The organism is Roseibium aquae (genome assembly GCF_008711285.1).
Classification (GTDB): Bacteria; Pseudomonadota; Alphaproteobacteria; order Rhizobiales; family Stappiaceae; genus Roseibium; species Roseibium aquae.
In genome coordinates this window covers 69,654-86,206 of sequence record NZ_VXDC01000008.1, presented here as the reverse complement: position 1 = coordinate 86,206, position 16,553 = coordinate 69,654, and the positions used below count along the sequence as shown (strand labels likewise).

Sequence of the window (16,553 nt, the reverse complement as noted above, 5' to 3'; positions counted from 1 at the left end):
GTGTGGAGACAACGAATGAAAGAAATCCTTGCCGAGTTGGAGCGCCGCCGGGAGACGGCGCAAATGGGGGGTGGAGCCCGGCGGATCGAAGCCCAGCACAACCGGGGCAAACTGACGGCCCGTGAGCGGATCGAGGTTCTTCTGGACGAGGGAAGTTTCGAAGAATTCGACATGTTCAAGCAGCATCGCTGTACGGACTTCGGCATGGACGAACAGCATATTCCCGGCGACGGCGTGGTGACCGGATGGGGTACGGTCAACGGCCGGACGGTTTACGTGTTTTCGAAGGACTTCACTGTCTTTGGCGGATCCCTGTCCGAGGCCCATGCCGAGAAAATGGTCAAGCTGCAGGATATGGCGCTGCGCAACAGGGCGCCCGTGATCGGGCTGTTCGACGCGGGCGGGGCCCGGATCCAGGAAGGCGTTGCGGCGCTGGGCGGCTATGGCGAGGTGTTTTCGCGCAATGTGCTCGCATCCGGTGTGATCCCGCAGATTTCCCTGATCATGGGACCTTGCGCGGGCGGCGACGTGTATTCCCCGGCCATGACCGATTTCATCTTCATGGTGCGAGACACCTCCTACATGTTCGTGACCGGCCCGGACGTGGTCAAGACTGTCACCAACGAGACGGTCACCGCCGAGCAACTGGGCGGCGCCTCCATCCACACCACGAAGTCCTCCATCGCCGACGGCGCCTTCGATAATGACGTGGAAGCCCTGCAACAGATGCGCCGGCTGATCGACTTCCTCCCGGCGCACAATCTGGCGGATGTGCCCGAGATCGAATGCAACGACGATATGGAACGGATCGACATGAGCCTCGACACGCTCATTCCGGACAATCCGAACAAGCCCTACGACATGAAGGAACTCGTTCTGAAGACGCTGGATGAAGGCGACTTCTTCGAGATTCAGGAAAACTTTGCCAAGAACATCATTACCGGTTTTGGACGGATCGAAGGGCGAACCGTGGGCGTGGTTGCCAACCAGCCGATGGTTCTCGCCGGTGTTCTTGATTCCGATGCCAGCCGCAAGGCCGCCCGGTTCGTGCGCTTTTGCGACTGTTTCGGCATTCCGATCGTGACTTTCGTTGACGTTCCGGGCTTCCTGCCGGGCACCGCGCAAGAGTATGGCGGTCTGATCAAGCATGGTGCAAAGCTGCTGTTTGCCTTCACCGAGGCAACCGTGCCGAAGGTCACGGTGATCACCCGCAAGGCTTACGGCGGCGCGTATGACGTGATGAGCTCGAAACACATTCGCGGCGACATCAACTATGCCTGGCCGACCGCCGAGATCGCGGTGATGGGAGCGAAAGGGGCCGTGGAGATCCTGTACCGGTCAGAACTTGGCGAACCCGACAAGATCGCGCGGCGCACCAAGGACTACGAGGACCGGTTTGCGAACCCCTTCGTCGCTGCCGAAAGAGGCTATATCGACGACGTGATCCGTCCTCACTCGACCCGCCGCCGTGTGGCCAGGGCCCTTGCCCTGTTGCGCAGCAAGAAGGTCGAGATCCCATGGAAAAAGCACGACAACATTCCGCTTTGAGCAGCGGCTGTTTAAACGGAGCACGGACCAGGGCGCTGACCGCCCCGGTCCGTCCCGCAATCAGTCGAACCTGTTGAAAGTGTTGAACAGGGGTTCCTTACATTCATAGGCGACAGGACATTTCGGGTTGTCGCGTGTGCTGCCATATTTGACGAAAAGCTGTTCCCAGCTGTCGCAGTAGTTGATGCGGGAGACAAACCGGAAATAGGTGTGAGGTCCGGTGGTCATGACCACTTGCCCGCGTTGTTTGACAAGAGCCTGCGCCTGGGCGCAGGTCATTGTACGCAGGTCCGGGCGTGCCTGCGCCAAGGCAGGGACCGCAAGTGCTGCGGTCAGGGCTGCCGCGAGAAGGAAAGCGAGAGGATTGGTCATTGCGGGTCCTCAACTCGTACACCGGCATACCTTACGCATGCGAATGCGGCACCGGTTTGGCAAAACGGATCACGCTCAGGTGATGCCGGGGCGGTTCCGCAGGATCTCCACGCTGACCCGGCCCGCCGGGATCGGCAGCGGAGCGCCGGGTTTATGGATCCGCACCCGGACCTTCTGAATGCGTTCGTCAGCGCCGAACAAAGTTTCTGCGACCGCACCGGCCAAGCGCTCGATCAGGTTGAAGCGTGTCGTCGTCACCGTTTGCTCCACCGCTTTGGCAAGCGATCCGTAACACACCGTATCCCCATAGGCGTCGCTTGTGGACGCTGCTTTGAGATCAAGCCAGCAGGTCAGGTCCACATGGAACCTTTGCCCAAGCCGCGCCTCTTCGTCATAAACCCCGTGGTAGGCGTAAAAGGCGAGGTCTTCCAAGTGGATAGCGTCCATAATATCAGTCGTTTCTTGTCTTGACCAAGGGTGTCCGGGAGCCATGCCCGCCGGGTTTAGAGGTTTGCGTTGGCAAAGAAAAGGCGGTTCCCCGCATCGCCTGCCACAAAGGCGGCAGGTAAGCCGGCTTGTCGGTCAGGCGCTGGCCGGGCAGGAAGGGCAGGATCATCCTTTGGATATATTGCGCTGCCCAAAACCACCGCCTACAAATCGAACAACACAACCAGAGTAGTTTCGGGGCGGAGCGCAAATGTTTTCAAAAATCCTCATTGCCAACCGGGGGGAAATCGCGTGCCGGGTCATCAAGACGGCCAAGCGCATGGGGATCAAGACGGTGGCGGTCTATTCGGACGCCGACCGCGACGCGTTGCATGTGGAATTGGCCGACGAAGCGGTGCATATCGGACCGGCTGCTGCCGCCGAGTCTTATCTGGTGGCCGACAAGATCATCGCGGCCTGCAAGGAGACGGGTGCCGAAGCGGTGCATCCGGGCTACGGTTTCTTGTCGGAACGGGCCAGCTTTCCCCAAGCGCTGGCGAAAGAGGGCATCGTCTGGATCGGCCCCAACCCGCATGCCATCGAAGCGATGGGCGACAAGATCGAATCCAAGAAATTCGCCAGCAAAGCGAATGTGAGCACCGTTCCCGGTTATCTGGGGGTGATTGAAAGTATGGATGAGGCCGTGAAGATCGCCGACGACATCGGTTATCCGGTCATGATCAAGGCGTCCGCCGGCGGCGGCGGCAAGGGCATGCGAATTGCCTGGAATGCGGAGGAGGTCATAGATGGTTATACGCGATCCAAGTCAGAGGCGGCCTCCTCTTTCGGTGACGACCGCGTATTCATTGAAAAATTCATCGAAAATCCCCGGCATATCGAAATTCAGGTCCTTGGCGACAAGCACGGCAATGCGATCTATCTCGGTGAGCGCGAGTGTTCCATCCAAAGGCGCAACCAAAAGGTTATCGAAGAGGCTCCGTCCCCGCTTCTTGATGAGGATACCCGCCGCGCGATGGGCGAACAGGCTGTCGCTCTTGCCAAGGCGGTAGACTATGACAGCGCCGGAACGGTCGAGTTCGTCGCCGGCCAGGACAAAAGCTTCTTTTTTCTGGAGATGAATACACGCCTGCAGGTGGAGCACCCGGTAACCGAACTGGTCACCGGCGTCGACCTGGTCGAGCAGATGATCCGCGTTGCCTACGGCGAAAAGCTGCAGATGACCCAGGACGATGTGAAGCTGAACGGCTGGTCGGTTGAAAGCCGCATCTACGCCGAAGACCCGTATCGCAATTTCCTGCCGTCCATCGGCCGGCTGGTGCGCTACCGTCCGCCGGAAGAAGGGACGGCCGAGGGGCTGACGATCCGCAACGACACGGGTGTCGTCGAGGGATCCGAAATCTCCATGTTCTACGACCCGATGATCGCGAAACTGATCACCCATGCGCCAACCCGCGAAGAAGCCATTGATGCAATGAGTGAGGCCCTGGACGCGTTCTATGTCGACGGCATCCAGCACAATGTCCCGTTCCTGACGGCGCTGATGAACCATCCGCGCTGGCGCTCGGGAGAGCTTGCGACCAGCTTTATCACCGATGAGTACCCGGACGGCTTTGCGCCGACTGACCCGGATGCCGAAGCCAAGGCGCTCCTGGCGGCCGTGGCGCTGTCCATGGGCGCGCTGCAACGGGAGCGCCTGGACCACCTGACCGGCCGTTTGCGGCCCCATTCGGGGGCGGTGCGCGAAGACTGGGTCGTGAAGGTCGACAAGGATTACGTGAATGTCCGGCTGGCGGCGGGGTATCCCGGCTCGCCGATTGAATTGGATGTCAGCGTCAATGACGGCCCGATTGTTTCGGTGGAATCCGACTGGGCGCCGGGTGACTTGATGTGGACCGGGGCCATCGGCGGCAAACCGATGACTGTGCAGGTGCGGCCGGTCAAGGGCGGCTACCGCCTGGACTGGCAGGGCTATTCCGTCGTTACCAAGGTGATGTCGCCGCGCATTGCGGAACTGGACGCGCTGATGCCGGAAAAACTGCCGCCAGACACGTCAAAGATGCTCCTATGCCCGATGCCGGGACTTGTCGTCTCCATCGCGGTGGAAGAGGGGCAAGAGGTGAAGGCCGGCGAGCAGCTCGCCATCGTGGAGGCCATGAAGATGGAAAACGTGCTGCGCGCCGAACGCGACTGCACGGTGACCGCGATCAAGGCCGCCGCGGGCGATAGCCTGGCCGTCGACGCGGTGATCATGGAATTCTCCTGAGCCGGGCGCCGCGCGATGTTGAAAGGTCATCCCGGACGCCGCTCCGGCGTTTCCGGGATGAAGACAGCATGATGGCAAGTAACAGACGTTGCGGCGAGCCGCCACGGTGGGCGGTCCGCGGTCGGAACGGACGGCGATCCGCCGATCGCCGCGCCTGCGCTTGCATGGTCTGCGGTATCTGGTAGGGCTTGCGGGCCTGAACCGCTGAACCGGAGCCCCATTTCCCAATGTCTAAGACCACTGTGCTGTTCGACCTTGATGGAACGCTGACCGATCCGTTCGAGGGCATCACACGCTCCATCCAATATGCGCTGGAGAAGATGGGGCCGGCGTTCCGCAGCCGGACGCGCTCAGGTGGTGTATCGGCCCGCCGCTTTGGGAGTCCTTTGAGGTGCTGTTGAACACTTCCGACCGGGTGGAACTGGACCGGGCCGTGGCGCACTACCGGGACCGCTACACCGTCACCGGCCTTTTCGAAAACGAGCTGGTCGACGGGATTATGGATGTGGTCGATGCGCTCTGCGTGGGCGGATTGAAGCTGCATGTGGCCACTTCGAAGCCGCACGCCTATGCCGGACGGATCGTCGAGCATTTCGGATTGGAGCAGAAATTCGGAAAGGTGTACGGGTCCGAACTGGATGGAACGCGGTCCGCAAAGGCCGAGCTGCTGGCCCACATTCTGGCCGAGGAAGGGGTCGTTCCGTCCGAGTGTGTCATGATCGGCGATCGGAAACACGATCTGATCGGTGCCCAGGCGAACGGCGTGGCCGCCATTGGCGTGCTGTGGGGCTACGGCAGCCGGCAGGAGTTGGAAGATCAGGGGCCGGACTATATCGCCGAAAAACCCGCTGATCTGCTGTCTTGGATTAAGGCTGGCTAAGCTTGTGGCCGTCTTGGCTTGAAACGGAGCCGGGAAACGCGCATCGTGGGGCCTTTCCGTTCACCCGTCTTGAATGCGCGCATATCATGTCCGATCCCGATATTCGCTCCGTGCATGTTCTGATTTCCGGCCGTGTCCAAGGGGTCAGCTACCGGGCCTGGTGTGCAGATGAGGCGGTGTCGCTCGGGCTTACCGGCTGGGTGCGCAACCGCTCGGACGGGGCAGTGGAGGCACTCTTTTGCGGGCCGCAGGCCGCCATTTCGACCATGCTCCAGGCCGCGGAAGACGGGCCGATCCACGCTCGAGTGGAAGGCGTTGCCATTTTGGGAGAAGGCGACATGGAAACGGAAGGCTTTGAAATCCGGCCGACCGTCTAACACCCCAGGACACCGCACATGCCGGTCAAAAGTGCCGGTACACGAGATCTTCCGGATCCATGGCCACGGCATATTTGTCGAGGCTAGCCCCCAGTCGTTCTGCAAGTTTCCGCGACCTGCTATTGTCATCGTCAATGTAGCTGACAAGGCTTTGGATTTGAGTTTGGGTTTTGGCCCAGCTCAAAAGCGCGGCCGCGGCCTCAAATGCATATCCCTGGCCTTCAAATCCGTCATAAACCATCCAGCCAAACTCAGGTTCGGGGAACAGCGGGCCTGCATTGATGCCGACCTGGCCAACACACTGGCCTGACTGCAGATCTTCGATCATCAAGGCGCCATGACCGAACAGCGACCACTGTGCGTGGTCGTGGCAAAACATACCCCAAGCATAGCCGATCTCGTGGGGGCCGCCCATCCCGGACGAACGTTCGCCTTGCAACATCTGCCGATAGGCCGGCCAATCTGCGAACGTCATCGGCCGCAGGAGCAATCTGTCTGTCGTGAGGTTTGGAATTGGAGGCATGCGGGGTCCATTCTGTGTTTTCGTATGCCTACATCAGAGTGCCTGAGTTGTAAAAACCATGCGGTAGTTATGTATCAATTCAGGGTTTGAAATCCAGATTGTCACATAATTTCCATGAAATTTACATTGTTCGACTGTATCAATCTGACTAGGGTCTGGCAGGTGGCGACTCAAGGAAGTCAGGGAGATGGCGATGAAGATTGCAGTTTTGGGCGGAGACGGGTTTGTTGGCTGGCCAACCTCCTTGCACCTCTCGGACAAGGGACACGAAGTCCATATTGTCGACAATCTGAGCCGCCGCTGGATCGATGCCGAGCTTGGCGTTCAGTCGCTCACGCCGATGGATTCCATTCAGGAGCGCACGCGGATCTGGAAGGAAGAAACCGGCAACACGATCCGGTTCCATCTGATCGATATCGCTAAGGATTACGAGGTCTTCAAGGCCTGGCTGGATGGGGAGCGCCCGGACGCGATCATTCATTTCGCCGAACAGCGCGCCGCGCCCTATTCGATGAAGTCGGACCAGCACAAGAACTACACGGTTAACAACAATGTCAGCGCGACGCATCATCTGTTGAATGCGATGGTTGAGCTCGATCTCGATGCCCATCTGGTGCATCTGGGCACGATGGGCGTCTATGGCTATTCCACGGTCGGGGCGGCGATCCCGGAGGGTTATTTGCCGGTCGGGATCGAGACCATGAGCGGCGACACGGTCCGCCAGGAGATCCTTTATCCAGCGAACCCTGGATCGATCTACCACATGACCAAGTGTCTGGATCAGCTTCTGTTCCAGTTCTACGCCAAGAACGATGCCTTGCGGATCACCGATCTTCACCAGGGCATCGTCTGGGGAACGCACACCGACCAGACCCGCCGCCATGCCCAGTTGATCAACCGCTTCGACTATGACGGCGATTATGGCACGGTGCTGAACAGGTTCCTGATCCAGGCGGCGATTGACTACCCGCTCACCGTTCATGGCACGGGCGGGCAAACGCGGGCCTTCATTCACATTCAGGACTCCGTGCGCTGCGTGGAATTGGCTCTGCAAAACCCGCCGAGCCGGGGGGACAAGGTGAAGGTCTTCAATCAGATGACCGAAACCCACCGGGTGCGGGATCTGGCCGAGATGATTTCCAAGATGACCGGCGTGCGTGTCGCCTATCTGCCGAACCCGCGCAAAGAGGCCGCTGAAAACGACCTGGTGGTTGAGAACAAGCAGTTTCTGGAACTCGGCCTTAACCCGACCACTCTCGAAGAGGGGCTCTTGTCGGAAGTGGTGGATGTGGCGAAAAAATTCGCTTACCGCGTGGATCGCAGCCGCGTCCCGGCCGTGTCCGCCTGGACCAAAGAGATCGCGGCCGATGTCGAGCGCGATCCGGAGCATCCGCGTCTTCGTTCCGTGTCCTGACCCGCATGGACGCCGCGCCCCAGTTCGACCGGCCCGCAAGGTCGGCCCATGCCTATGTCACACTGGTGACCAATCCTGACTATGTGACCGGGGCGGTGGCGCTTTTGCGGTCCTTGCGCTGGACGCAGACGCAAGCCGATCTGGTGGTTATGGTCACGCCTGGCCTCGATGAGCCTGATCTGGCGCCGCTCTTGCCGTTTGAGCCAAGAATTGCGCGCTGTGAAAGGTTGCCGACCTGCGAAGCCTTCAACGCGCGCCACGAGCGTGGCCGCCTGCATGGGGCCGCCCCCTTTACCAAAGGAGGGAAGCCGGTCTTCCACACGCCGCTCGACAATTTCGTCAAGCTGCGGCTGTGGCAGCTTGCGGACTATGACAGCGTGGTGTTCATCGATGCCGATGCAATTGTCCTCAAGACTTGCGACAAACTGTTCGGCTATCCCTCGTTTTGCGCCGCCCCGAATGTCTATGAAAGCCTCGGCGATTTCCACCGGCTGAACAGTGGTGTTTTCACCGCCATTCCGGATCCAGAGACCTTCGCGGACATGATCCAAAGGCTCGACCAGCCCGATGTCTTCTGGCGGCGGACCGACCAGACATTTCTGGAGACGTATTTTCCGGATTGGCACGGTCTGCCGGTGTTCTACAACATGCTGCAATATGTCTGGTTCAACATGCCCGAACTTTGGTGCTGGGGCGATATTCACGTCCTTCACTACCAGTACGAGAAGCCGTGGCAGGCCGACCATCCAAAGGCGGAGAAGCTGGCGCCCCTGATTGAACTCTGGCGCAGCTTTTACACCGGAAACGGCATTCCCGAACGCATCGCCGACTTGCCCAACCCGCTCGAGCCTTCTAATCAGAAGATCTGATGCATGTTCTTCTGACAGGCGCTTCGGGTCAGGTGGGGCGCTTTATCGGCGCCGCCTTGAAGGAACGGGGCAACACGCTCACGGTTCTGGGCCGGCAGGCACCGAACATCCCCCATGATGCGGCGATCGATTGGGACCTGGCCCGTGACCGGGTGGATCTGCCGCATGCGGATGCGCTCGTCCACTGTGCCCTCTCCCATGTGCCGGGCAAGTACCGTGGCGGCGAAGGCGCTGATCCGGAGGCGTTCGTCCGGTTGAATGTCGGCGGCACGCGGACCCTGTTCGAAGCCGCCAAGGCGTCAGGCATCCCCCATACCGTCTTTCTGTCGAGCCGGGCGGTTTACCGCGACACGGCCAAATGGGCGGTGTTGACCGAACACGCTCCGGCGGTACCCGATACGCTCTACGGCGAGGTAAAGCGCGCCGGTGAGACCATGCTCGAGAGCCTGTGTGACGACCGCTTCCGGGGCACGGTCTTGAGGGCGACGGGCGTCTATGGCCTGCCGCCCGGTCTGGACCGGCATAAGTGGTCGCAGCTGTTCGAGCGGTTTGCACGCGGGGAGACGATAGAACCTAGGGTCAGCACCGAGGTCTATGGCGGCGATTTGGCCGATGCGGTCGATCTGGTGTTGGAAAAGCGACCCGCCACCGGTCCGGCCTTTGATGTGTTCAATCTGTCGGACCTGCTGCTGGACCGGCAGGATCTCCTCAAGATTTACGCGTATGCTGCCGCAATTCCCCTTCCTTTGCCGTCAAGGGGAGCCGGTCCCGTTGGTGTCATGGAGCCCGGAAAGCTGAACGCGCTCGGATGGGCGCCGGGGGGAAAGGCGTTTCTGGAGGCCTTCGTTCAAAGCGTTGCCCATCTTCAGTGCTGATGGTGGCGGTGGTTTGTGAACCGCCGCTTTCCGTGCAGAGCCCGCAGGTGGGCAAGGGGTGTCAAGCGGCGCGGATCCCGTTGAAGAACCGTTCCACCTTGGCGCGCAGATTATCGGATTCGCTGGAAAGCGCTTCTGCGGTGCTCAGAACGTCGGTCGCGTTTCGGCCGGTCGATTGAGCCCCCATCGAGACCTTCGTCATGGTTTCCGAGATCACCGTTGCCCCGTCCGACACTTCGTTGACGTTCCTCGAAATCTCGTTGGTGGCCTGGCTTTGCTGGTCGACCGAGGCCGAGATTTCTCCCGAGATCTCCGACATTTCCCCGATCACCTTGCCGATGCTCTTGATCGCTTCCGCGGCATGATTGGACACCGCTTGCATCTCCTGGATCTGCTGGGCAATGTCTTCGGTGGCCTTTGCCGTCTGGGTGGCGAGTGATTTGACTTCCGAAGCGACGACCGCGAAGCCCTTGCCGGCCTCACCAGCCCGCGCAGCTTCAATGGTCGCATTGAGGGCGAGCAGATTGGTCTGCGCGGCAATGTCATTGATAAGACCGACGATTTCGCTGATCCGGTCGGTGGTGGCCACAAGGCTCTGCACGGTTTGGTCCGTTTGCATTGCTTCCGCGGCGGCCTGGTTGGATATCCGCGCCGATTCTTCGACCCGGCGGGCGATTTCCGCGATCGAGGATGTCAGTTCCTCGGAGGCGGCGGCGACAGAACGCACATTGGACGCTGTTTCATCGGTGATCTGAGCGGCATTGGCCGAATCGGTCGATCCCTTTTCAGAGGTTTCGGCCAGTTCCCGCGCCGTGGCCTCCAGCTTGTCGGTCGCGTCGCTGACCGTTTCCAGAACCGACGAAATCTCGGTGTTGAATTCCGCCAGCAGGCTGTCCACGATCTCCGCGCGCCGTGTCTTGGCCTCCTGCTCGGCCTGCTGCTTGGCTTCGAGCACGCGCTGGGATTCCGCGTTGGTTCGGAAGACTTCGACGGCTTTGGCGATTGCCCCGATCTCGTCTTCCCGCTGAAGGCCCGGCACGTCCGTTTCCAGGTTCCCTTCGGAAATGCAGGTCATCGAGTTCGTGACGTCGGCGAGAGGGCGCGCCAAGAGCGTTCGGAACAGATACCCGAGCGTCGCAAACATCAACCCCACTGCGATGATGGTGGCCACAGCCGCGGACATCCGGAAGTCGCCGAGCGATGAGAACGCGGCGTTGCGATCAATCGACATGCCGATTTGCCAGGACACCGGCAGGCCTTCGATGGACGCAAACTTCACGATGCGTGCGCCTTCCAAGCCCTCGACATATTGTGCTTCGCTGGAGATCGTCACGGTCTCGCCCGGAAACAGCTCGGCGAGGGTCTTTGAGACCATGGCTTCGTCCGGATGAAGCAGGATCTTGCCGTTTTCGTCGACAACAAAGGCGTATCCGATGCCCTGGAGGTCGACCGTCTTCAACGTCTCGACCATCGAGGTGATTGTGAAATCGGCACCGGCAACACCGATCAGGTCGCCACCTTGCCGTACCGGCGCAGCCGCGGTTACCACATAGTCTCCGCTCGTCGCGTCCTGGTAGGGATTGGTGAGGGTCGGTGAGCCGGCGGCCACGGCATCCTTGTACCAGGGGCGCTGCCGGGGATCATAGCCGTCCGGCAGGTTAACGACCGGCCAGATGTGAAAAGATCCGTCCGCCGTTCCCAGATAGCTCGCGCTGAATTCGCGGGTGAGAACCGGGATATCGAAGAACGCGGCGGTGGGTGTTTCTTCACTCGCCAGGCGTTCGGCGGTCGCCGCCACCAGCATGATACGGCCGTCAAACCAGTTTTCCATGGACTGGGCAACCGCCCGGCCAACCCCGGTCAGGTACTCCTGAACTTCTTCTGTCTTGGCTTGCCGCTGCAAAGTATCGTTGAAGACGGCAAAGCCGGAGAAAATGATCAGGATGACAGCGGCGGCGGCCAGCAGGATTTTGGCGAAAACGCTCTTTCGAGCTTGGGACGGGGACAGGCTCATCGCAGTTCTTGCTCCAAGGATGCGGCGATCTCCCCCGGACGCTGCGGCAAATTGGTGAAAGAGTGCTGAACAAGCGGGCAAGTCGATCCGTCAGAAGTGCTCAAATGGCAAAAACCTGACTGACCTGTCAGAAATAGTTTGCGCAGTTCTTACAAGTATTGTCAGGGGCAATTCTTACAGTTCGCTCCGCATGGTAGGGCCGAAGACCTTCTCGAATTCGCTGCGCAGGACGATGTCATTTTCTGCCATGGTCACGGGAATACCAAGATCCACAAGGCTGGTCACACCGTGCTCCTGTATGCCACAAGGAACAATGCCGGAAAAATGCTCGAGGTCCGGTTCGACATTGAAACTGATGCCGTGGAAAGTCACCCATTTGCGCAGGCGGATTCCAATTGCGGCGATCTTGTCCTCCCCCGTGGCGCTGCGGTCTGGCCTGCGCACCCACACGCCAACCCGGTCCTCCCGGCGTTCGCCCCGAATATGGTAGGTCCACAGGGTGTTGATGATCCAGGCTTCCAGAGCCGAAACGAACGCCCGCACATCCTGCCGCCGTCGCTTCAGGTCCAGCATGACATAGGCCACACGCTGGCCCGGTCCGTGGTAGGTGTATTGTCCCCCGCGGCCCGTTTGGTAGACGGGAAACCGCTCCGGCGCGATGAGATCGCTCTCGCGTGCACTTGTTCCTGCCGTGTAAAGGGGGGGGTGCTCGACCAGCCAAACCCGCTCGCCCGCATGTCCGGCGGAAATCCCGGCAACATGGCGGTCCATCGTCTCCACCGCTTCCCGGTAGTCCACCGGGGCATCGCTGATCACCCATTCCACCGGACCGCTGCCGGGATTGGGAAAAAACATGTGGTCGAGGCTCTGCCGGTCTTGGATGGACATGACTTCTTAATGTTTTGTTAACGATTTCGGCGCGCTGTCGTGGTACCGTCTGGGAACGTTTGCGCAGACATTCGATGAGCTGCGGACACACATAAGGATCATTTGGAGCGATGGCCACCTTTGATGACATCAAGGTAGACATATCGGTTGTCCTTGGAACATCGGATATGCCGGTTCACCAGCTTTTGCGCATGGGGCGCGGCGCGGTGATCGATCTGGACGTGCGGGAGGACGATGACGTGCGGATCTATGCGAACAACACGCTGGTTGCGCGCGGACAGGTCGTGCTTTTGGGGGAGCGGGTCGGTGTTTCAGTTACCGAAGTCCTGAACAGAAGTCCCGAGATGCGGCCTATGCGGACCGAAGGTCCGCTCTGAGACAGGTTTTCTCCCGCGCAGATCGCAAATCGGGTGCCAGGTCCGACCGCGAAACGCTCGAAAACCGGGGAGTGGCGCGGAGCCGAAATGGCCCGGTTGCCGGCCTTGTGCAAGGCGCTCCAACTTTTTGAAAATACAGCTTGCGCCCCAGAATCCGTTTTGCTACACGGTGGCCCTCGGCGCACCAAGCGCTGGCGGCGCCGATTGGTGCCTGCTAAAATTCGCGGTCGTGGCGGAATTGGTAGACGCGCAGCGTTGAGGTCGCTGTGGGGTAAAACCCGTGGAAGTTCGAGTCTTCTCGACCGCACCATCAATCACACTGCCAAGTGATTGAAAACAAAGGCGCTCTTCGGGGCGCCTTTTTGTTTTGGCGAGCGGCGGACCGGATTGAGACGGTGGCCGTGGTCCATTTCCGCTGAGTGGCGGTCAGGGTCCGGACCGGGCGGGTTTTACCCCGGAGAATACAGGGCGGAACGTTGTCAGGTATGAGGCCAAGTCATCCGCCGGGATCGGAGTTGAAAACGCGATCCCCTGGAGGGTCTTGCAACCCATGTCGCGCAAGGCGATCGCATGGTGCATCGTCTCAACGCCCTCGGCCGTGATATCGATCCCCAGCGTCCTTCCAATGTCGATGATGGCGCGGACAAGATTGCAGGACGTTGGGCTGTCGAACATGGGGGTGACAAGCCGACGATCGATCTTCAGCGTGTCCGGCGCAACCTTCAAGACCCCGATGATCGAAGCCCGTCCGGAGCCGAAATCGTCGACTTCAATGCTCACGCCGGATTGCTTCAACAGATCAATATGGCGGGCAAACGTGGCGGTTTCCTCTTCCAGGACAATCGATTCCAGAAGTTCGAAAGCCACCTGTGTGCCCCCGGTGCGCATCTTCTTAACGACACGGATGATTTCCGGATCATTGGCCCAACTTGTCGAAACGTTGAACGAAAGCTTCGGAATGACGATGCCTTCGGCCTGCAATCGGTTGACCACCCTCAGGGCCTTTTCGAACATGATGCGGTCGATGTCCTGAACGACCTGGATCTGTTCGGCCGCCGGGATAAACTCGATGGGCAAGACGTGGTCGCCGGAAGGATGTTTCCAGCGTGCGAGTACCTCAAAACCTGCGACAGAGCCGCTCACGGCGTCGATTTGAGGCTGGAAGAATGGGATGAACTCATCGCGCTCAAGCGCGGTTCCGATCTCGGCCTCGCGCTGTTTGCGGTACACCATGGCGTTGTGCAAATCGGTGGTGAACACCGCCAGACGGCCCCGGCCCTGGGCTTTCGCCTGCAAAAGGGCCGCATCGGCGGAACCGAGAAGGTTCATCGGATCGTCGGGGAGAATGTCGGAGGAGGCAATCCCGAAACTGGCATCGAAGCGGCAATAGCGCCCGTGATGCATGAGGGGAACGGCCATCAGGCCGCGCAGTTTTTGCACGATGGCTTCGGCATCCCGGGTGGTCTTGCCGGGCCCCAGGATGATCACGAATTCATCGCCGCCCAGCCGGGCCGTGAAGTCGTCCGGTCCGATAGCCTCCCGAAGGCACTCGCCCACACGGCACAGGACCGCATCGCCTGCCGCATGGCCCAAAGTGTCGTTGACCGCTTTGAAGTGGTCGAGATCGATGCGGATGATCGTGCAGGTCTTGGATCGTTTGGCAGGGTCGGCGCACAGATCCGAAATCACCCGGTCACAAGCCCGCCGGTTGGCGATGCCCGTCAGCGGGTCGATCAGTGACAAGGTTTCCATGCGCTTGCGGGCGGCCTCCAGTTCCTCTGCCCGGAGCATTTCTTCCGTTATGTCGAAAATGCAGCCGTACCACACGACGCGGCCGTCCGGTTTTCGTTCCGGAGTGGCGTGAACCCGGTGCCATCGCAGGCCAAGCTCCGGATGAATGATCCGATGGGCCATTTTAACCGGTTCAAGGGTTCTGAAAGAGTAAGCGATCGCTTCTTGAACAAGATGCGCGTCATCCGGATGATCGTTGACAAATCCGGACTCCGGATCTTCCAGAAGCGCCTGCGTCGTCGTTCCCAGAAGGGGCCCGAGTCCCGAACTCGCATAGGAAAAACACATGTTTCCCTCGGGATCGATCTGAAATTCGAAGATGCCGCCTGGAACATTGTCCGCCAGCCTTTGAAGCCGGGCATGAGTCTGGCGAACCGTTTCCGCAGCGGCTTGACGCTCACGATCGAATTTTCGTTCGTGGGAGCGGTCGATGGTCATGCCAAAGATCCCGATGATCTTTTCTCCCTGCCGCCATGGCGCCAGAGTGACTTCAGCATCCCGCCCGGGCCCTTCGGAAGTGGGCCGGGTCACGGAATAGGTAATGGTTTCCCCATGCAGAGCACGGTTGTGCATTTCAGTCCATTGCTCTTGGGTTGCAGCATCCGCGCTGACATCGCCGGCGACCTTGTCTTCCAGGTTGCCAAAGGCTGCCAGGTCGGCGGCATTTTGAAAGACATACTGTCCCGAGCGATCCAGCGCGTAGACCGCGTGGGGCCAGGTCTCGAACAGTTCTGCAAGCTGGGAAACATCGATTTCCGGAGAACATGCGAAAGGAGGCGCGTTCTTGCCACCACCGTGTCCGGGTGTTTTCATATCCGGCTCTCACCCCGCACAGCGACTATCAAACAGCATTGGCCAAACATCCGGTCAATCATTCTACGTTAAGGTCATTTGGTATTCGTAGCGTTAAGCGCCGGGAAGTGCACTGTCTATTTCCTGCGGAAAAATGTTTGCTTGGTTACTGTCATTACTGACGAGTTATCGCTGATGCCGTGCTTGGTTTTCGCTGCTCACCTATCCATGACAGGCTCTTGCGCGGGGTGTCGCGCAAAAGGACAATCGCGGCGGGGCGTATTTGATCCGGTTCTTCGCGGACTGGCCCGCGCATCCAGTTGGCTTGGCGCATGTGCGGGCATGGAACCTGCCGGGAAAACATGCAACCTGCAAAAAAAGCGGGACCATCCGGCGCACGGCGGTTCCCACTGGTCGGCGGCCGGCGCCGCACCATATTCGACGGCATGAGACCGTTCCTGAAATCCCGTCCGAAATGGCTGCTGTTCGGCCGGTTGTCGTTTGGAGGCGTGACCGCCGCAATGGCTGTGTTTTCCCAGCTTGTGTTTTCGCAAGGTGCGTTTGGCCTCGACCAGCCAAGCTACACGGTGCTCTCCGCGCAGGAGGATATCGAAATCCGCCGCTACGACGATATGGCCGCGGTGGAGGTGTCCGTGCGCGGCAGCCGGAGCGCGGCCACACGCGAAGCGTTCGGCATCCTGTTCGCCTACATCTCGGGCGCGAACACGGCCGGTGGAGACATCGCCATGACCGCGCCGGTGCGTCAGGAAGCATCGTCTGAAAAGATCAGCATGACCGCCCCGGTGATCCAGACCCCCGGTCAGGGCGATGTGTGGCGTGTGGCCTTCTATCTGCCGCGGACCTACTCCGCCGCGACGGCACCCCGGCCCACCGACCCCCGGGTCCAGCTGATAACCGTGGAGGGAAAGAAAGTGGCTGCCATCCAGTTCTCGGGGCGCTGGACAGACCGGAACTTTCGCCGGCATCAGAGCCGGCTGGAGGAGTACATTGACCAGCAGGGGCTGACCGCAACCGGGCAGCCGGTGTTTGCCTACTTCAACGCGCCATTCACGCTTCCCCCGTTCCGCCGCAATGAGGTGCAGATCCCTCTTGCCGACTGATC

The 16,553-nt window shown here is 60.1% G+C and carries 16 protein-coding genes and 1 tRNA gene; 11 read left to right on the top strand and 6 right to left on the bottom strand.

Annotation, left to right across the window (positions count from 1 at the left end):
• Positions 1 to 15: 15 nt before the first annotated feature.
• Positions 16 to 1,548 (top strand): acyl-CoA carboxylase subunit beta, encoded by a 1,533-nt coding sequence (locus F0184_RS13980; protein ID WP_150496820.1) that lies wholly within the window; start codon positions 16 to 18, stop codon positions 1,546 to 1,548.
• A 60-nt stretch (positions 1,549 to 1,608) separates the two neighbouring features.
• Here the strand turns inward: F0184_RS13980 and F0184_RS13975 are convergent, their stop codons facing one another.
• The gene (locus F0184_RS13975; RefSeq protein ID WP_150496819.1) at positions 1,609 to 1,920 is read right to left on the bottom strand and encodes a hypothetical protein; all 312 of its coding nucleotides are present in this window, start codon (positions 1,918 to 1,920) and stop codon (positions 1,609 to 1,611) included.
• Between the two features lie 75 nt (positions 1,921 to 1,995).
• Positions 1,996 to 2,367: a dihydroneopterin aldolase gene (gene folB, locus F0184_RS13970; protein ID WP_150496818.1), complete on the bottom strand. Its 372-nt coding sequence runs from the start codon at positions 2,365 to 2,367 to the stop codon at positions 1,996 to 1,998.
• 250 nt (positions 2,368 to 2,617) lie between these two features.
• On the opposite strand from folB, the gene F0184_RS13965 reads away from it, so the two are divergent.
• The 4 genes from F0184_RS13965 (at position 2,618) to F0184_RS13955 (ending at position 5,887) form a co-directional block, all read left to right on the top strand.
• A complete protein-coding gene (locus tag F0184_RS13965; protein ID WP_150496817.1) occupies positions 2,618 to 4,630 on the top strand; it encodes an acetyl-CoA carboxylase biotin carboxylase subunit in 2,013 nt (670 codons plus the stop codon).
• A 227-nt stretch (positions 4,631 to 4,857) separates the two neighbouring features.
• Positions 4,858 to 5,031 carry a hypothetical protein gene (locus F0184_RS21085; protein ID WP_308809963.1) on the top strand — a complete coding sequence of 58 codons (174 nt, stop codon included), beginning with the start codon at positions 4,858 to 4,860 and terminating at the stop codon, positions 5,029 to 5,031.
• The gene (locus tag F0184_RS13960; RefSeq protein ID WP_308809964.1) at positions 4,992 to 5,510 is read left to right on the top strand and encodes an HAD hydrolase-like protein; all 519 of its coding nucleotides are present in this window, start codon (positions 4,992 to 4,994) and stop codon (positions 5,508 to 5,510) included. The genes F0184_RS21085 and F0184_RS13960 overlap by 40 nt, the downstream gene beginning before the upstream one ends.
• 86 nt (positions 5,511 to 5,596) lie before the next feature.
• The gene (locus F0184_RS13955; RefSeq protein WP_150496816.1) at positions 5,597 to 5,887 is read left to right on the top strand and encodes an acylphosphatase; all 291 of its coding nucleotides are present in this window, start codon (positions 5,597 to 5,599) and stop codon (positions 5,885 to 5,887) included.
• A gap of 25 nt (positions 5,888 to 5,912) precedes the next feature.
• Here F0184_RS13955 and F0184_RS13950 read toward each other — a convergent pair whose 3' ends face one another.
• On the bottom strand, positions 5,913 to 6,410 hold the full coding sequence (locus tag F0184_RS13950) for a GNAT family N-acetyltransferase (protein ID WP_150496815.1): 498 nt from the start codon (positions 6,408 to 6,410) through the stop codon (positions 5,913 to 5,915).
• A 193-nt stretch (positions 6,411 to 6,603) separates the two neighbouring features.
• Here F0184_RS13950 and F0184_RS13945 point away from each other — a divergent pair, with 193 nt between their 5' ends.
• Genes F0184_RS13945 through F0184_RS13935 form a run of 3 tightly spaced genes read left to right on the top strand, consistent with a single transcriptional unit; the run spans position 6,604 to position 9,568 of the window.
• Positions 6,604 to 7,824 carry an NAD-dependent epimerase/dehydratase family protein gene (locus F0184_RS13945; protein WP_150496814.1) on the top strand — a complete coding sequence of 407 codons (1,221 nt, stop codon included), beginning with the start codon at positions 6,604 to 6,606 and terminating at the stop codon, positions 7,822 to 7,824.
• A 5-nt stretch (positions 7,825 to 7,829) separates the two neighbouring features.
• Positions 7,830 to 8,693, top strand: a complete 864-nt coding sequence (locus tag F0184_RS13940) for a glycosyl transferase (protein ID WP_150496813.1) — start codon at positions 7,830 to 7,832, stop codon at positions 8,691 to 8,693.
• Positions 8,693 to 9,568 carry an NAD-dependent epimerase/dehydratase family protein gene (locus tag F0184_RS13935; RefSeq protein WP_150496812.1) on the top strand — a complete coding sequence of 292 codons (876 nt, stop codon included), beginning with the start codon at positions 8,693 to 8,695 and terminating at the stop codon, positions 9,566 to 9,568. Before F0184_RS13940 ends, F0184_RS13935 begins: the two co-directional genes overlap by 1 nt.
• Before the next feature lie 61 nt (positions 9,569 to 9,629).
• Here the strand turns inward: F0184_RS13935 and F0184_RS13930 are convergent, their stop codons facing one another.
• The gene (locus F0184_RS13930; protein ID WP_150496811.1) at positions 9,630 to 11,582 is read right to left on the bottom strand and encodes a methyl-accepting chemotaxis protein; all 1,953 of its coding nucleotides are present in this window, start codon (positions 11,580 to 11,582) and stop codon (positions 9,630 to 9,632) included.
• Positions 11,583 to 11,756: 174 nt separating this feature from the next.
• Entirely contained in the window at positions 11,757 to 12,470 is a 714-nt protein-coding gene (gene lipB, locus F0184_RS13925) for a lipoyl(octanoyl) transferase LipB (protein WP_150496810.1), read from the bottom strand.
• Between the two features lie 110 nt (positions 12,471 to 12,580).
• Between lipB and F0184_RS13920 the strand changes: the two genes are divergently transcribed.
• Positions 12,581 to 12,847 (top strand): FliM/FliN family flagellar motor switch protein, encoded by a 267-nt coding sequence (locus F0184_RS13920; protein ID WP_150496809.1) that lies wholly within the window; start codon positions 12,581 to 12,583, stop codon positions 12,845 to 12,847.
• Between the two features lie 223 nt (positions 12,848 to 13,070).
• Positions 13,071 to 13,157, top strand: a tRNA-Leu gene (locus tag F0184_RS13915).
• Between the two features lie 116 nt (positions 13,158 to 13,273).
• Here F0184_RS13915 and F0184_RS13910 read toward each other — a convergent pair.
• A complete protein-coding gene (locus F0184_RS13910; protein WP_150496808.1) occupies positions 13,274 to 15,451 on the bottom strand; it encodes a putative bifunctional diguanylate cyclase/phosphodiesterase in 2,178 nt (725 codons plus the stop codon).
• A 341-nt stretch (positions 15,452 to 15,792) separates the two neighbouring features.
• On the opposite strand from F0184_RS13910, the gene F0184_RS13905 reads away from it, so the two are divergent.
• Positions 15,793 to 16,551 (top strand): SOUL family heme-binding protein, encoded by a 759-nt coding sequence (locus tag F0184_RS13905; RefSeq protein WP_208998486.1) that lies wholly within the window; start codon positions 15,793 to 15,795, stop codon positions 16,549 to 16,551.
• Positions 16,552 to 16,553: the final 2 nt, after the last annotated feature.

Excerpts from the sequence above, each read along its gene's own strand:
- folB (WP_150496818.1), bottom strand. The coding sequence starts at position 2,367 with ATGGACGCTATCCACTTGGAAGACCTCGCCTTTTACGCCTACCACGGG.
- F0184_RS13950 (WP_150496815.1), bottom strand. The coding sequence starts at position 6,410 with ATGCCTCCAATTCCAAACCTCACGACAGACAGATTGCTCCTGCGGCCG.
- F0184_RS21085 (WP_308809963.1), top strand. The coding sequence starts at position 4,858 with ATGTCTAAGACCACTGTGCTGTTCGACCTTGATGGAACGCTGACCGAT.
- F0184_RS13980 (WP_150496820.1), top strand. The coding sequence starts at position 16 with ATGAAAGAAATCCTTGCCGAGTTGGAGCGCCGCCGGGAGACGGCGCAA.
- F0184_RS13935 (WP_150496812.1), top strand. The coding sequence starts at position 8,693 with ATGCATGTTCTTCTGACAGGCGCTTCGGGTCAGGTGGGGCGCTTTATC.
- F0184_RS13940 (WP_150496813.1), top strand. The coding sequence starts at position 7,830 with ATGGACGCCGCGCCCCAGTTCGACCGGCCCGCAAGGTCGGCCCATGCC.
- F0184_RS13955 (WP_150496816.1), top strand. The coding sequence starts at position 5,597 with ATGTCCGATCCCGATATTCGCTCCGTGCATGTTCTGATTTCCGGCCGT.
- F0184_RS13930 (WP_150496811.1), bottom strand. The coding sequence starts at position 11,582 with ATGAGCCTGTCCCCGTCCCAAGCTCGAAAGAGCGTTTTCGCCAAAATC.
- F0184_RS13945 (WP_150496814.1), top strand. The coding sequence starts at position 6,604 with ATGAAGATTGCAGTTTTGGGCGGAGACGGGTTTGTTGGCTGGCCAACC.
- F0184_RS13910 (WP_150496808.1), bottom strand. The coding sequence starts at position 15,451 with ATGAAAACACCCGGACACGGTGGTGGCAAGAACGCGCCTCCTTTCGCA.
- F0184_RS13920 (WP_150496809.1), top strand. The coding sequence starts at position 12,581 with ATGGCCACCTTTGATGACATCAAGGTAGACATATCGGTTGTCCTTGGA.
- F0184_RS13965 (WP_150496817.1), top strand. The coding sequence starts at position 2,618 with ATGTTTTCAAAAATCCTCATTGCCAACCGGGGGGAAATCGCGTGCCGG.
- F0184_RS13975 (WP_150496819.1), bottom strand. The coding sequence starts at position 1,920 with ATGACCAATCCTCTCGCTTTCCTTCTCGCGGCAGCCCTGACCGCAGCA.
- lipB (WP_150496810.1), bottom strand. The coding sequence starts at position 12,470 with ATGTCCATCCAAGACCGGCAGAGCCTCGACCACATGTTTTTTCCCAAT.
- F0184_RS13905 (WP_208998486.1), top strand. The coding sequence starts at position 15,793 with ATGCAACCTGCAAAAAAAGCGGGACCATCCGGCGCACGGCGGTTCCCA.